Raw genomic sequence first — 15,093 nt, 5'->3', positions numbered from 1 at the left:
CCGCGCCGGTCTCGTGCCGGTTGTGATCGGGGCCGTCAACCGCCGTAATCCAGCGGTTCTCGAATCAGTGTACGCCCGGGTTGACGTATACGGAAATAGGCTTTGGGGATGGGGGTATAAGAAAAAGTGATGGCTGCCGGCTTAGAGCAATGTGGCGCCCGGCCATGCGTTGCTCGTGCACAGGCGCTGCACCACGCCGACCGCCAACTGGCTGATCGCGGTGGCGGCGGTCGTTGGCGGCAGGTTACGCGAGGCGCACAGCACTACCATGCGCGATATCGCCGGCTCGTGGATGTCCAGCCAGCGCATCTGGCCCCGCTCGATCTCCGGCAGCACCGGCGCCACCGGCAGGATGGTGGCGCCCATGTCGGCCATCAGTGCCGACTTCAGGATGGCGATCGAATTGATCTCGATGACGCCGGCGGTGGCCAGCCCGGCGGCCCGGGCCACGGCCTCGATGCGCGGCCGTACGCCGTGCTGCAGCCCGGGCAGGATCAGCGTGGTGGACAGCGCCTCGGCCAGCGTCACCGTCGTTCGGCCCGGGAACCATGGCGCGTCGGCACGGCAGATGAAGCGCAGCGCTTCCTCCGCCAGTGGCGTGGCCGCGAACGGCGTCAACTGGCCGTCATCGAACAGCACGGCCAGGTTGACCCGGCCGGATTTGAGCTGCTCGGCCAGGTGGCCGGTCAGTTCTTCCGTCAACTGCAAGGTGATATCCGGATATTGCTCGCGCGCAGCCGCCAGCAGGGGGAGGGCCAGCGCGGCGGAAATACTGTGCGGCAGCCCGAGTGTGACGGTGCCGGACGGCCGCGCCGAGTGGCTGACGGCCGAGCGGGCATCCGCGACCTGCTTCAGGATCGCCTGGGCGTGCTCATAGAAGACCTTGCCGGCATCGGTACTGTGCACGCCCTGGGCGCTGCGATGCAGCAGCAGCGCGCCCAGCTCTTCTTCGAGCTGGCGCAACTGTTGAGTCAGCGCCGGTTGCGCAACGTGCAGCACGCCAGCGGCGCGCGACAGCGAGCCGTGTTCCACGATCGCGACAAAATACCGTAACTGGCGTAGTTCCACAGTTTCAGGAAGACCTTATGTAATTCCCGGCGCACTCCATGACGCCAGCCAGACGCACTTTACTAGAAGAACTCGGCGGTATCGTTCGATTCGACAGCATGCAGCAGGCCGCCGCTGACCAGCTCATCGTAATGGCAGGCCATGTTACGACCGTGGCTCTTGGCGAAATATAGCGCCTGGTCGGCGCGGCCCAGGATTACCACCGGCGCCTCGCAGGCGCTGATCGCCACGAAGCCGACACTGACGGTGACCTTGCCGACTTGCGGAAAATCGTGCTGCTCCACGTTCATGCGGAAGCGGTCGATGATCATCTTGGCATTTTCCAGCGTCGACGAGCGCAGCAGCACGACGAATTCCTCGCCGCCGAAGCGGAACACGCGGTCTTGCGCCCGGAAAGACGACGTCAGCAGGTTGGCGATCAGGATCAGCACCTCGTCACCATACAGGTGGCCGAAACGATCGTTGACATGCTTGAAGTGGTCGACATCCACCACCGCCAGCCATTGTTTTTCCATGTCCGTGTGCTGGCGGCGCTCCGTCTCACCCGGCAGCAGGGTCAGCGCATCCTGTTCGGCGCTGGAGGCCAGCAGCATCTTGTTCAGCTGGTCGTCGAATGTCTTGCGGTTCAGCAGGCCGGTCAGCGAATCGCGTTCGCTGTAGTCGAGCAGGTTCTGAAAATTCTTGTAGACGCTGACGATGCCCCGGATGACGTGGATCGTGTCGGGCGTGCAGGGTGTCGGGTTGACGATCTGCAGGCAGGTATCTGCCTTGGCGCCCAGCCAGATCGGCAGCCACAGCGTGTGCAGGCCATCTTCATCGACCTCGTCGGCCGATGCCTCATGGCGCAGGATGCAGCGTTCCAGTGCCGGGAAGTGCCCGATCGGTTCCCCAGGGCTGGCCGGATCGATGCCGTCTTCCATCCTGGCGGCCTGCCCGGCGACTACCACGGCGCGCGGCCGCACGTACAGGTGGCCGCGCACGCTGGCCAGCGTCAGCACGCGGGCGCGGCTGGCACCGGCCAGTTCCTGCACTGCCGAGATCACCGAGATGTCCAGCATCGAGTGATCGCGGTGGCCGGTCATGTCTACCATGTGTTTCAGTAGGGAATCCATGCTCTCGTCTAGAAGGTTACGGCGACTGTTTCCAGAAAAATAAGGCGCACAGTGACGTAGAGCACGAGGCCTTTCCAAGAATAGTTAATCAGAATAAATGCTTTTTGTATCAAGAGCAATTATTCGTGATGAAAATAGTTGAGGAATGCAACGATTTTACGTTCGGCCGGCGGTGCGGATGGGCCGCCACACATTTCGATGTGTCTTCGGTTCCCTCCGGCAAACTTGCGCTACGTCAATTTTGCTGCCCAGCATAAAACCTATAGTTGCCTCACTGGCGCTTCACTTGGCGCCAGAGCCAACTCAACCACAAAGTACTCACAGGAGTCATCATGAAAGCATTGATCAGTTCAGTTCAACAATTTGCACGGGACGAAGAAGGCATTACCGCCATCGAATATGGCCTCCTGGCGGCCGTGGTCGCGGGCGTCATCGGCGTTGCATTCAACACGCTTGGCGGTACCATCTCGACGACATTTGGCAAGATCAGTACCAAGATATCCACCTATCTTCCTTGACCTGAACGAGCCCGCCAGTTCCGACTGGCGGGCTTTTTTTATGGTCACTCTGCTGCCGTGGCTGGTTCTGCAGGATGGTCATCGAGGCTGTGCAATGCGCATTCCCGGTAGTTTGTCTCAGCGTCCTTGCCTTGGCGCTGCTGTCTCGTACACAGCAGGAAATCCTGCTCTCTGTCTGGCGCGGGGTCTGTCGCCCGGCAATGCAGGAAACCGACCGCGCGCGCTTCCGGCGCAGTCGGACCAGAGCAAGGATCCCATGATGAAAATAGTTGAAAAACGCATCGATTCGACTTTGCGTAACTTCTTCGAGGTTTCCGGCGGTGTAGCCAGGCCGCCACACAGTGCGCTATCTCTGTGGTTCTGTTGGGCAAGCTTGTGCTGCATCAATCTTTCCGATAGGCATAAATTTATAGTGACCTTACTGACTGCTTCGTTTGGCACCAGCGCCAACTCAACCACCAAGAATCCACAGGAGTAATCATGAAAGCATTGATCAGCACAGTTCAAGAATTCGCACGGGACGAAGAAGGCATTACCGCCATCGAGTATGGCCTGCTGGCAGCCGTGGTTGCCGGTGTCATCGGTGTTGCGTTCAACACGCTTGGCGGCACCATCTCGACAGCATTCGCCAAGATCGGCACCAAGATCAGTACCGCAGTCGGGGATTAACCTGGACCAGCCCGCCGGTCCCGGCCGGCGGGCTTTTTGATAGGCAATGCAATGAACCAGGCACTTCAAATTCTTCTGCTGTGGCTGGTGCTGCAGGCCGCGGTCACTGACCTTGCACTGCGGCGCATCCCCAATGCACTCGTCGTTTCTGGCTTGGTCCTGTCGTTGCTGTTGCATTGGCGTACCGGCGCAGAGGGTGTGCTGCTTTCCACCTGGCTTGCCGGCCTGGCCGCCGGCTTCTTTCTTTTCCTGCCGCTGTATTTACTGCGCGGCATGGCCGCCGGGGACGTCAAGCTGATGGCAATGACCGGAGCATTTGTCGGCCCTGCGTTGGCGATGCGGATCGGCATCCTGACCTGCCTGATCGGCGGCATCCTTGCAGTGGGAATGCTGGTCATGAATGGCCGCTGGCGCATTCTCTTTCGAAACCTGAAATCCCTGATGTGGCCACTGCTGTGCCGAGTGGCCGGCTTTCCCATGCAAGCCGTGGTGATCGACCGTCAAGCAAGTGCTGGCGGTATTCCCTATGGCGTGGCAATTGCCCTTGGCACGACTGCCGTCGTGCTGGAGCAACACGGATTTGCTTTTGCTTGAGATCAATATCCACCAGGAAACTCCTGACTAAGATTGCCCCTCTACAACGAGGAGCGCAATGATGGACCAAGTCACTGCAGGCGAACGTACCGAAGGGCAGTCCCAACTGCCCGCTCAGCCCAGGACGGTGCGCGAGACAGGGTTGGAGCTGACCCTTCTTGCCGAGCTGGCTGCCAAACAACTGTTCAGCTCCGGAAAGACTCACTTGCCCATGCTTACGACACGCCTGCGCCTGTCGATCAACGTCCTGCGCGAAGTGCTCGACTTCATGGTGGCCGAGCAACTGGCCGAAGTCGCATGGCGCGGCGATACGGACATCGACGTGCAGTACCAGCTTACGTCCGCCGGCAGGCAACGCACCGCTGCCTGGCTCGAACGCTGCCCGTACACGGGGCCAGCGCCAGTGCCGCTGGAAACCTATCGCACGCTGGTGCAGCGCCAGTCGGCCTTGCTGCAGACCGTCGCAGCGGAAGATGTCGCCGCGGAATTCGCCGACGACTGCCAGCCAGCCAGCGTGCGTGAACTGGTCGGTGCCGCACTGCATGCCCACCGCTCGCTGCTGCTGCATGGTCCGTCCGGCAGCGGCAAGACCACGCTGGCGCGCAGGCTTGGCCGGCTGTTGCAAGGCACGGTGGGAGTACCGTACGCGATCCTGATGGGCGACGAAATCGTGCAGGTGTTCGACAGTGCGATCCACCAGCCGCCAACGGTGCAGGCAGAGGCGCGCGCGATGGGCGAACGGCGCAGCTCCGACAGCCGCTGGGTGCTGTGCTGCCGCCCCGTACTGCACATGGGCGCGGAGCTGGCGCTGGACATGCTGGGCCTGCGCCACGACCCGTTCTCCGGCAGTTACCAGGCGCCGCCACAAATGAAGGCAGCCGGAGGACTGTTCATCGTGGACGACCTGGGCCGGCAACGGGTGCCGGCTGGGGAGTTGCTGAACCGATTCGCCCAGCCGCTCGATACGGGTGCCGAACACCTGTCGCTGCAGGGCGGCCGCAAGTTCGCCGTGCCGTTCGATGTGACGATGATTTTCGTCACCAACCTGGAACCGCAGGCGCTGCTCGATCCATCGTCACTGCGCCGGCTGGGCTACAAGGTGCACGTGGGCCCGATCGGCGAAAGCGCTTATTGCACGCTGTTCCGCCTGCAGTGCCGTGCACTGGGCATCGCGCCGGACGAGGGGGCGCTGGCGTACCTGATCAAGGAGCTGCACCGGGACAGTGGCGAGCCGCTGCTGGCCAGCTTCCCACGCGACATCCTGTCGCGCATTGCCGACTTCGCCGCGTTCACGGGCAAGCCACCCATGGTGTCGGTTGCCACTGTCGACCAGGCATGGTCGAGCATGTTTGCCATCACGGGCGTGCAATATGCCGCTGCCGCCGAGACCACACTGTTCGAGAGGATTGCATGAAAAACCGTCGCGCTTACACGATGATGGCGTTCGCCATCGTACTCGGCCTGGTCGCGGTCGCCCTGGCGTCGCACTGGCTGTTGCGCCAGGCGCCGAGCACCGTCACCCATATCGTCGTTGCCTCCACCGATGTCAATCTTGGGCAACGCCTGGGGCCCGAGACCGTCAAACTGGCCGAATGGCCGACCGAGGGCCTGCCTGCTGGCGCATTGCGCGATCCGCTACAGCTGTCCGGCCGGGTAGTGAAGGCCAGCGTGCTGCGCGGCGAACCGCTGACCGAAGCGAAGCTGGCCCCGGCCGGCACACTGGGTGGTCTTTCCGCCCTGATCAGCGAAGGCAAGCGCGCGATCACCGTGCGCGTCAACGACGTAGTCGGCGTGGCTGGCTTTGCGCTGCCCGGCAATTTCGTCGACATCCTTGTCAGCACCCAATCCGATACCGAAGCTGCCCAGGACCGCGAGGCGATCTCGAAAATCGTGCTGGAACGCATTCTTGTGCTGGCGGTCGCGCAGGAAGTCGGGCGCGACGATACCAAGCCGCGCGTGGTCAATGCCGTCACGCTGGAAGTGACGCCGGAACAGGCGGAAAAGCTGGACCTGGCGCGCAGCGTCGGCAATTTGTCGCTGGTGCTGCGCAACCAGATCGACCCTGAACCCGGCACGACCGCTGGCGCAACGAAGAGCAGCCTGCTCGGTCTCGCCGCCGCGAAACCGGTCAAGATCGCCGCCCCGGCGCCACGTGCGCCGGTACGGCAAGCCAGCACCATCCCATATCGCTACTGCATCGACGCCATCGATGGGCTGCGTAGCCGCAAAGAATGCCTGTAAGGGAACTGACATGAAACGCTATGCCGCAATGCTGCTTGCCGGCCTGTCCGCTGCAGTCCACGCCGATCCGGCACCACCCATACCTGCCTTGCCCAGGGTGACGACCGTGACCAATGCACCGGTGGCTGATCCGGGACCTCGTAAAGCCGCGGTGTCCGCAAGGGGCGACGGCCCGCGCTGCCGCGGCCAGGCCGCTGCGCCCGGTCAGCTCGCCCTGCAGCTCGGCAAGTCCACGCTGATGCGCTTGCCAGAGCCGATCGTCAGCCGCAGCGTCGGCAATCCGGCCGTGCTGCAGGCCATGGCGGTGGCATCCGACACACTGTATTTGGTCGGTGCCGATGTCGGCAGCACCAACATGATCGTGCAGGTCCGGAGCGGTGCCTGCAGCGTGATCGAAGTGACCGTCGCAATGGATGTCTCCGCGCTGCAGGCGGCGCTGGCTGCATTGCTGCCGGACGAAAAGGACATCCGCGTGAGCGCCGCGGCTGACACGGTGGTGCTGAGCGGCACCGTGTCCGACGGCGTTACGCTGGCACGCGTGGTGGAACTGGCGCAAGCCTACGTGCGGCGTTCAACGAAACCGCTGGGCGGCAAGGATGGCGATGCCGGTGGCGCAAGCGCCGGTTCCGATGCGCAGAACAGCGCCAGTGGCGCGCGTATCGTCAACATGCTGGGTGTCAGCGCACCGCAGCAGGTGATGCTCGAAGTAAAAATCGCCGAAGTGTCGAAGACCCTGCTCGACAAGCTGGAGGCCGGCACGGCCATGCGCCTGAGGGGCGGCGAATGGACCGCGGCGCTGGTATCGAATTTCCTTACCGGCACGCTGAAGGGTGGGGTGGAACTGTCCAAGTCCCCGCTCAACGCCTTGCGTCTCGATGCACAGCGCGACCATGGCCTGGTGCGGATGCTGGCCGAACCCACGGTCATGGCGATCAGTGGCCAGGAGGGCAGCTTCCTGGCCGGCGGCAAGATCTTCATCCCGGTTGCGCAGGACAACAATCGGGTGTCGCTGGAAGAGAAGGAATTCGGTGTCGGCCTGCGCTTCACTCCCACGGTGCTGGCCGGCGGCCGGATCAGCCTGAAAGTCGCACCGGAAGTATCGGAACTGTCGCGCGAGGGCATCGGGTTGACCGCCAGCGGCCTCAACGGTGCCGCCATCCTGCCCCTGATCACGACACGCCGCGCCAACACGACGGTGCAGCTGTTCGACGGCCAGAGCTTTGCGATTGGAGGCCTGATCCGCAATAACCAGGTCAGCAATATCGGTGCCTTGCCGGTGCTGGGAGAAGTGCCAGTGCTCGGTGCGCTGTTCCGCAGCACCGATTTCCAGCAAGACCGCACCGAGCTGCTGTTCGTGATCACTGCGCACTTGGTCAAGCCTTTGCCGCCGGGTGTGGCATTGCCGACCGATGCGCTGCAGCCGGCCCGCGGTGGCAACCTGTTCATGATCGGCAAGATGGAAGCACGCGTGCCTGCCGCTGCGGCAGCCCCGCCCGTGCAGCCTTCTGCCCAATCGCCAGCGCAGCCTTCCGCATTCCAGCTGAAGTAAGGAGATTTCAATGAAAACCCTTTTGATCATGGCGACGATGGTGTGTGCGCTTACCGGCTGCGGCGAAGCCATCATGCGCACGACCCCGCAGTGGGACGCCCGTTTCGGCGATGCGACGCGTGCCGCGTTCGCGCAACAGGTGATCCATCCCGGCGCCGGCCGCGACAACCGGCCTGTGAACGGCCTGGATGGCCATAGCGCGGCCGCGGCCCAGCAGCGCTACCAGAAATCGTTTGCCGAACCTGCGCCGGCGCAATCCGTGTTCACCATCGGCGTCAGTGGTGCGAAATGAGACAAATGAGACCCGCGATGAAGCCTGCCGCGAGGCTCTCGGCAAGGCTCGCAGCAAGGTCCGCAGCAAGGTCCGCAGTAAGGCCCGCAGTAAGGTCAACTCCTGCCCTCGCGCGCCGCCCGCGCGGCGTGATCCTGATCCTGTATGCGCTGGTGCTCGTGCTGGTCCTGGCGTTCACCGGCCTCGTTGTCGATCTGGGCATTGTCTATCTGCGCCGCGCCCAGTTGCAGGCCGCCGCCGACAATATGGCCATCAGCGCGGCATTGAAGCTGAACGGCACGGCAGGCGGCCTGGCTGCCGCCGTTGCCGATGCCGTCGCCAGAGCGGCAACGATTCCCGAGGTTACTGCCGATGACGTGGGGACGGACATCCTGCGCTTCAGCGCCAACCCCTATGCCGGGGCAGGGGATTGGCTGCCGCAGGGCAGCATCGACGCCGCCGCGGCCGCCAACATGATGTACGTGCGCATCGATATTGGCGCGCTGAGTGCCGCGGTGCGCGAGTGGCAGCCGCTGCTGATGGGAATCTTCGGCGGCATGGCGCCGTTCGACGTGCGCCCGGTCGCCGTGGCCGGTCGCCGTTCGCTGAACGTGACACCCTTTGCGATCTGCGCGCGCAGCACGGAACCCAGCGGGACCCGTACCAGTGCCACTGCCAAGACGACCATTCATGAGCGGATTTCCTACGGCTTTCGTCACGGCGTTGCCTACAACCTGCTGAGGCTGAACCCCCATGGCACGGACCCGGTGTTCTACTATGTGGATCCGCTCACGCCGCCGGATGTGGACACTGCAACGAGCAAGACGACCGCTACTGTTATGGCGCCGTTCATGTGTTCGGGCACGCTCGCTTACCCCCGGATCGGTGCCGGCCGGCTGTGGATCGCCAGGCAAGCGACTTTCGGCCTGGCGGCACAGCTCAATTCCCGCTTCAATGAGTATGGCGGGGCCGGGAACGCAGCGCTGGATTGCACCCGCGAAAGCGCACCACCCGACATCAACATCAGGAATTATGCGCAGGCGGGGGCGATTTGGCATCATGAAACGCCTGTCAACACCAGCGCCGCGTCAATGGTGATCGGCAACGAGCTCGCCACGATCGCCGACCTGCCACATGCGACACTGACGGCGCTCAAGCCTGCGCCAACCGAATACGGCGTGCGGTGGTCATTCCGCAGTCCGCGGACGACGGGCAACGTCAGGATTGCCAGTGCATGGGATGTGCTGTACCCCTCGACCTCGGCCCATGTGGCGCCGAAGAGCTGGCCGACCGATGCACCGTATTTTGCCTCGCGGCCTGCCACGACCTACGACACGGAGCCCATTCCCGCAAAGCCCGCTTTCGATGGGCGCCGGCTGATGCATATCCCCTTGCTGCAATGCGAGGCGGCCGCCGGTCCGAACATCACCAGGGCCACCGTGCTTGCCTATGGCATGTTCTTCCTGACGGCTCCCGCCAGCAGCAACGAGATACCTGGTGAATTTGCCGGCTTCGTCAGCGTTGCCAGCGAGGGCACGCTGCTTGGCGCCGTGGAGCTGGTCCGATGAGCCGCCAATTGCACCGCGAGCGCGGCACGGCCGCCATGGAAATGACGGTCGTGACCACGCTCAGCATCGTCATCCTGGCAATGATCGTGCTGGCCGGCCGGCTGACGTGGCATGCCGTTGCGCTTACGAAGGGTGTCGCGAACACCAACCGCATCGTTGCTACCCTGCCGAGGGCGACTCTCGTCGGCGGTCCGGACGCCCTCAAGGCATTTACGCAAGACACTTTGTACGATGCCACCGAATCCGCAGGGATCGACCTGCAACCGGACAGCCAATTTATCGCAGTCTCATGCGGGTTGGATCCTTGCGGCGACGACGCTTTCAACTCCATCCGGTTCAGCGCACGAATCTATTTCCGCGACACGATCTTCGACAGCGACTTCAACGATGTCATTCCCGACATCTTCACGATCCGTTCTGCATCCACTCAAGCTTATGCGACCAACTTCCCTGCCGTGTCGAAGAACTGACGCCCGCGGTCTCGTCACCATCGAACTGGCGCTCGTGCTCGGCACCTTCCTGCTGCTCGTGCTCGGCACGATCGAAGTCGCCCGCGTGCTGTACGTGCTCAACACCGTGCAGGATGTCACGCGCGTGGCAGCACGCGCCGCGGCGGTGACCGATTTCACGAACGAAGCCGCGATGGATGCGGTGCGCGCGCACGCGCTGCTGGGCTCCGATAACGGCACGCTGCCGCTGGTGCCCGAACTGGGTACCGCGCACGTGCGCATCGAGTACCTGGGCCAGAAGGCCAACGGCACGGTTACCGAGATTGTCCAGCCGCAGTCCCCGGCGCAGAACGTGGTGAATTGTGCCCTCAGTCCGCACGCCGGGCCGTGCATCCGCCTGGTACGCGCCAGCATCTGCGGCGCGGTCGGGCCGGGCGGCGCCTGCACGCCGCTGCGCTATCAACCGATGCTCGGGCTGGTCCCCGGCTTTGCATCGATGTCCATACCTCCCTCGGCCACCCTCGTCAAGGCCGAGTCGCTTGGCTACATCCCCGGCGAGAACAACGTCATTGAATGAAGGAAGACATGCCATGAAAGCTCTGATGATCAGCAAGGACAGCCTGCTGCACGCGGAAATCGCCGCGCAGGGATCGGCGCGCATGCCGGCACTGCAACTGGTGGCGTCGCGCCAGGGGCTGCGCGACGCGGCCGAACGCCCGCTGGCCGACCCGCCCGACCTCGTGATCCTGGATGCGGGCGGCATCGCACCAGGCGAGTGGGAAATCGTCGAAAGGCTCGCGCGGCAATATCCGAATGCCCGCTTCATGCTGCTGGCACGCGAGGCGCACCAGGATCTGCTGATCCGCGCGATGCGGGCCGGCATGCGGGAGGTGCTGCAATTGCCACTGGTGCATCGCGCGTTCCATGAAGCGATGGACAGGATCGAGATCGAAACCGGCGTCACGCGGATGCGCGACGGCAAAGTGCTGGCCTTCATCGCCTGCAAGGGCGGCAGCGGGGCTACTTTCCTGGCGACGAACTTCGCCTATGCGCTGGCGACACTGGCCGACAAGAAGGTACTGGTGATCGACATGCATGGCCAGTTCGGCGATGCGACGCTGTATGTGTCGGATCAGAAACCGGCAATGACGCTGGCCGACGTCTGCGCGCAGATCAGCCGTATGGATGGCGCATTCCTCGATTCGTGCCTGGTGCACGTGACGCCGAACTTCGGCGTGCTGGCCGGGGCGGACGATCCGGGCAAGGCGGCCGACATGAAACCCGAGCACATCGAGACGATCCTGCGCGTGGCGCGCCAGCATTACGATTTCATCGTGCTGGACGTGGGCCGCCAGATCGATGCGCTGTCGCTGCGTGCGCTCGACAATGCGGACACGATCTATCCGGTCCTGCAACTGGCGCTTCCCGATATCCGCGACGGACGCCGCCTGCTCGATATCTTCCGTTCTCTGGGCTACCCGATGGAGCGCACGCGCCTGATCGTCAACCGCTACGAGAAGGGCGGCAAGCTGCGGCTGGCGGACCTGGAGCAGGCGCTCGGAGCCGATGTGGTGCACACCGTGCCGAACGACTACCTGTCCGCGACCGACTCGGTCAACCAAGGGATTCCCGTGCTGCAGCTGTCGCGCGGCAGCCTGGTCGCGCGCAGCCTGGCCGACCTGGTGGAGGTAATCACGGAGCGCCGCGTCATCGAATCCAAAGGCCTGTTCGACAGGCTGTTCGGCCGCAGCCTGGCCGAAGCCTGAATCTCAAGGAGAAGCATATGAGCCTGCGCGAACGTCTCGCCCTGGCGGAAGACTCCCGCCAGCTTTCCGCCCCGCTGCCTGCCCAGTCGCAGGCTGCCTACCGCGAGCTGAAAGCCATGATGCACCAGCTGATCCTGGACCGCATCGACCTGGAACGCCTGAAGAAACTGACAGCCGAACAGTTCAAGCATGAACTGGCGCTGCTGGTCCAGCGCATCATCGAGGATGAACGGATCGTGCTGAACCAGGCCGAGCGCCACCATCTGGTGCTCGACATCCAGCATGAAATGCTCGGCTTTGGTCCGCTGGAACGCCTGCTGTCCGATAACAGCATTTCCGACATCCTCGTCAACACGCATGCCAAGGTGTACGTGGAGCGCGCCGGCCGCCTCGAGCTGACGGACGTGACGTTCAACGACAATGCCCACCTGATGAAGATCATCGAGAAGATCGTATCCCGCGTGGGCCGCCGGGTCGACGAGTCGAGCCCGATGGTCGATGCGCGGCTGCCGGATGGCTCGCGCGTCAACGCGATCATTCCTCCGCTGGCTGTGGACGGTCCGATCCTGTCGATCCGGCGCTTTTCCGTCAATCCGCTGACGATGCAGAATCTGATGGAAAACAAGAGCCTGACGCCGCCGATGATGCAGGTGCTGCAGGCACTGGGTCATGCCAAGATCAATATCCTGATCTCGGGCGGCACCGGCAGTGGCAAGACCACGCTGCTCAATGTGCTGTCCGGCTATATTCCGGCGAACGAAAGGATCGTGACGATCGAAGATGCCGCCGAGCTGGCAATGCGCCAGCCGCACGTGGTTCGCCTGGAAACGCGGCCGCCGAATATCGAGGGCAAGGGCGAGGTAAACCAGCGCGCGCTGGTGCGCAACGCGTTGCGGATGCGGCCCGACCGCATCATCCTGGGCGAGGTGCGCGGGCCGGAAGCGCTGGACATGCTGCAGGCCATGAATACCGGCCATGAGGGGTCGCTCGCGACGATTCACTCGAACACCCCGCGCGACGCGCTGACGCGGCTGGAAAATATGGTCGGCATGTCCGGCGTGAACCTGACGCCGCGCGCCTCGCGCCAGCAGATCGCCTCGGCCGTGACCGTGGTGCTGCAGGTATCGCGGCTGACGGACGGCACGCGCAAGCTCGTCAGCCTGCAGGAAGTGACCGGCATGGAAGGCGACGTGATCGCGATGCAGGAAATCTTCTGCTTCGAACAGACCGGCGTGGATCCGAATGGCAGGGTACAGGGCCATTTCTACGCCACCGGCGTACGGCCCCGCTTTGCCGACCGGCTGGCGATGTTCGGCATGCCGGTGCCCGACAATTTGTTCGATCCGGACCGCGTGTTCGAATAGGAGCCGGCAATGGACATGCTATTCACTGCCTTCACGGTACTGGTGTTCGCTGCCGTCATCTTCATGGTGGAGGGCGCCTGGATGTGGTGGGGCACCAGCCACGGCCGAAGCGCACGGCGTATCGCGCACCGCCTCGACCTGATGTCCGGCCGCGCCGAGGGAGGCGAACGGATCAGTATTCTGAAGCAGCGCCGCTATGCAGCGTCGCCTGGCCTGGAACTCTGGCTGCGCAGTATCCCGCAACTGGCATTGCTCGACCGGCTGCTGCTGCAGGCCGGCGGGCGCTGGCAGGTCGGGCAATTCCTCGCCTGGTCGTGTGCCTTGCCGTGTTTCGCGCTGCTGTTGCTGCCGGCGCTGAAACTGCCGCTGTTGCCTGCGTGCGTGCTGATGGCCGGGGTCATCGGCGGGCCGTATGCCTTGCTGCTGCGGACCCGCAACAAGCGGATGAGGAAGATCGAGGGGCAGTTGCCCGAAGCGGCCGATTTCCTCGCGCGGGCACTGCGTGCCGGCCACTCGTTCGCCAATGTGCTGAAGATGGTGGGCGACGAGATCCCCGAGCCGATCGGTGGCGAATTCAAGGTTGCCTATGAAGAGATCAACTACGGCGCGCCGATGAACGAAGCGTTGCACAACCTCGCAGCACGCATTCCGCTGACCGACCTGCGCTACCTGGTGCTGGCCGTGCTGATCCAGCGTGAATCGGGCGGCAACCTGGCCGAGCTGCTCGGCAACGTTGGCCGCCTGACACGCGCGCGGCTGAAGCTGCAGGGACAGATACGCGTACTGTCGGCTGAAGGGCGCATGTCGGCGTGGGTCCTGGGCCTGCTGCCGTTTGCCATGCTGCTCTTCATGAGCCTGACCAACTACAGCTACATCAGCCTGCTGTGGACCGATCCGCTCGGGATCAGGATGCTGTGGTTCGGCGGTGGCGCGATGGCGCTCGGCGCCTTCTGGATGCGTAACGTCGTGAGGATCCGCGTATGAACGGGCACCAACTGTTATTCCTGCTGGTCGTGTTCGTCGTCGTGGCCGGCGTGGCACTGGCGGCGATGGCGATCTTTTCTCCGGTCGCCTTGCGCGAGCGCTTGCATGCGTTTCGCGGCGATCCCGGAGAGCCGCTGGCCACGGGGCGCGAGGGTGAATGGGTCGAGCGCGTCGCCCGCGTGGCCAAGCCGCTGAGCAAGCTGTCCTTGCCCGAGGAAGGGTGGGACCGGTCGCCGCTGCGCAGGAAATTCATCAATGCAGGCTGGCGCAGTGCGACCGCGCCCACCCTGTATTTCGCCGCGAAGACCGTGCTTTCGCTGAGTCTGCCGGCGCTGGTCGCGCCGCTGCTCGCCACCAGCATGGAGGGCTCGCGCAACGGCTTCATGCTGGTACTGTTTTCCAGCGCGGCGTTGGGCTACTACCTGCCGAACGCCATCCTGTCCCGTACCGCCAGCCGGCGCCAGCGCGACATTTTCGAGAATATCCCGGATGCGCTCGACCTTATGACGGTTTGCGTGGAGGCTGGGCTGTCGATGGAGCGGGCGTTGACGAAGGTGGCGGCCGAGATCGACGTCAAGAGCGTCGTACTGGCGCAGGAACTTCGGCTCGTGCTGATGGAGATGCGGGCCGGCTTTTCCAAGGAAAAGGCGTTGCGCAATTTCGCGCTGAGGAGTGGCGTGGAAGACGTCGACACACTGGTGGCCATGCTGATCCAGGCCGACCGCTTCGGTACCAGCATGGGCGATTCGCTGCGGGTGCACTCGGACGGGCTGCGGCACAAGCGCACACTGCAGGCGGAAGAAGCGGCCGCCAAGATCGGCCTGAAGCTGCTGTTCCCGCTGATCTTCTGCATGTTCCCGGCGCTGATGCTGGTGCTGATGGGGCCGGCGGCTATCCGCATGGTGAGAGTGGTCCTGCCGGCAATGTCCGGCGAGTAATC

At 63.7% G+C, this 15,093-nt stretch carries 16 protein-coding genes; 14 read left to right on the top strand and 2 right to left on the bottom strand.

Annotated elements, in window-relative coordinates; translation table 11 throughout:
- Positions 1 to 141: 141 nt before the first annotated feature.
- The gene (locus FHS02_RS22950; RefSeq protein ID WP_137315619.1) at positions 142 to 1,068 is read right to left on the bottom strand and encodes a LysR substrate-binding domain-containing protein; all 927 of its coding nucleotides are present in this window, start codon (positions 1,066 to 1,068) and stop codon (positions 142 to 144) included.
- Between the two features lie 62 nt (positions 1,069 to 1,130).
- Positions 1,131 to 2,180 (bottom strand): GGDEF domain-containing protein, encoded by a 1,050-nt coding sequence (locus tag FHS02_RS22945; protein WP_137315620.1) that lies wholly within the window; start codon positions 2,178 to 2,180, stop codon positions 1,131 to 1,133.
- 332 nt (positions 2,181 to 2,512) lie between these two features.
- On the opposite strand from FHS02_RS22945, the gene FHS02_RS22940 reads away from it, so the two are divergent.
- The 14 genes from FHS02_RS22940 to FHS02_RS22875 all read left to right on the top strand — a co-directional run bounded on the left by FHS02_RS22940 (position 2,513) and on the right by FHS02_RS22875 (position 15,091).
- Positions 2,513 to 2,698: a Flp family type IVb pilin gene (locus FHS02_RS22940; protein ID WP_137315621.1), complete on the top strand. Its 186-nt coding sequence runs from the start codon at positions 2,513 to 2,515 to the stop codon at positions 2,696 to 2,698.
- A gap of 480 nt (positions 2,699 to 3,178) precedes the next feature.
- Positions 3,179 to 3,367 carry a Flp family type IVb pilin gene (locus tag FHS02_RS22935; RefSeq protein ID WP_137315622.1) on the top strand — a complete coding sequence of 63 codons (189 nt, stop codon included), beginning with the start codon at positions 3,179 to 3,181 and terminating at the stop codon, positions 3,365 to 3,367.
- Between the two features lie 51 nt (positions 3,368 to 3,418).
- On the top strand, positions 3,419 to 3,961 hold the full coding sequence (locus FHS02_RS22930) for an A24 family peptidase (protein WP_137315623.1): 543 nt from the start codon (positions 3,419 to 3,421) through the stop codon (positions 3,959 to 3,961).
- Between the two features lie 211 nt (positions 3,962 to 4,172).
- A complete protein-coding gene (locus FHS02_RS22925; RefSeq protein WP_229422303.1) occupies positions 4,173 to 5,375 on the top strand; it encodes a DUF8689 domain-containing protein in 1,203 nt (400 codons plus the stop codon).
- Positions 5,372 to 6,202, top strand: coding sequence for a Flp pilus assembly protein CpaB (cpaB, locus tag FHS02_RS22920; RefSeq protein WP_137315625.1), 831 nt, complete (start codon positions 5,372 to 5,374; stop codon positions 6,200 to 6,202). The genes FHS02_RS22925 and cpaB overlap by 4 nt, the downstream gene beginning before the upstream one ends.
- Before the next feature lie 10 nt (positions 6,203 to 6,212).
- Positions 6,213 to 7,751: a type II and III secretion system protein family protein gene (locus FHS02_RS22915; protein WP_137315626.1), complete on the top strand. Its 1,539-nt coding sequence runs from the start codon at positions 6,213 to 6,215 to the stop codon at positions 7,749 to 7,751.
- Between the two features lie 10 nt (positions 7,752 to 7,761).
- Positions 7,762 to 8,043 carry a hypothetical protein gene (locus tag FHS02_RS22910; RefSeq protein ID WP_137315627.1) on the top strand — a complete coding sequence of 94 codons (282 nt, stop codon included), beginning with the start codon at positions 7,762 to 7,764 and terminating at the stop codon, positions 8,041 to 8,043.
- A gap of 128 nt (positions 8,044 to 8,171) precedes the next feature.
- A complete protein-coding gene (locus FHS02_RS22905; protein ID WP_175424887.1) occupies positions 8,172 to 9,590 on the top strand; it encodes a pilus assembly protein TadG-related protein in 1,419 nt (472 codons plus the stop codon).
- Positions 9,587 to 10,060 carry a hypothetical protein gene (locus tag FHS02_RS22900; RefSeq protein ID WP_175424888.1) on the top strand — a complete coding sequence of 158 codons (474 nt, stop codon included), beginning with the start codon at positions 9,587 to 9,589 and terminating at the stop codon, positions 10,058 to 10,060. Before FHS02_RS22905 ends, FHS02_RS22900 begins: the two co-directional genes overlap by 4 nt.
- Entirely contained in the window at positions 10,026 to 10,616 is a 591-nt protein-coding gene (locus FHS02_RS22895; protein ID WP_175424889.1) for a TadE family protein, read from the top strand. The genes FHS02_RS22900 and FHS02_RS22895 overlap by 35 nt, the downstream gene beginning before the upstream one ends.
- A gap of 13 nt (positions 10,617 to 10,629) precedes the next feature.
- Positions 10,630 to 11,805 carry a CpaE/TadZ family protein gene (locus tag FHS02_RS22890; RefSeq protein ID WP_137315630.1) on the top strand — a complete coding sequence of 392 codons (1,176 nt, stop codon included), beginning with the start codon at positions 10,630 to 10,632 and terminating at the stop codon, positions 11,803 to 11,805.
- A gap of 17 nt (positions 11,806 to 11,822) precedes the next feature.
- Positions 11,823 to 13,169 carry a TadA family conjugal transfer-associated ATPase gene (locus tag FHS02_RS22885; RefSeq protein ID WP_137315631.1) on the top strand — a complete coding sequence of 449 codons (1,347 nt, stop codon included), beginning with the start codon at positions 11,823 to 11,825 and terminating at the stop codon, positions 13,167 to 13,169.
- Between the two features lie 9 nt (positions 13,170 to 13,178).
- A complete protein-coding gene (locus FHS02_RS22880) occupies positions 13,179 to 14,153 on the top strand; it encodes a type II secretion system F family protein (protein ID WP_137315632.1) in 975 nt (324 codons plus the stop codon).
- Complete coding sequence (locus tag FHS02_RS22875) at positions 14,150 to 15,091, top strand: type II secretion system F family protein (protein ID WP_137315633.1); 942 nt, start codon at positions 14,150 to 14,152, stop codon at positions 15,089 to 15,091. Before FHS02_RS22880 ends, FHS02_RS22875 begins: the two co-directional genes overlap by 4 nt.
- The last annotated feature ends 2 nt before the right edge of the window (positions 15,092 to 15,093 follow it).

It is taken from the genome of Pseudoduganella umbonata, from assembly GCF_014192225.1.
Taxonomy (GTDB): Bacteria; Pseudomonadota; Gammaproteobacteria; order Burkholderiales; family Burkholderiaceae_D; genus Rugamonas; species Rugamonas umbonata.
The sequence above is the reverse complement of the archived record's forward strand: the minus strand, read 5'-3'. Positions and strand labels throughout refer to the sequence as shown.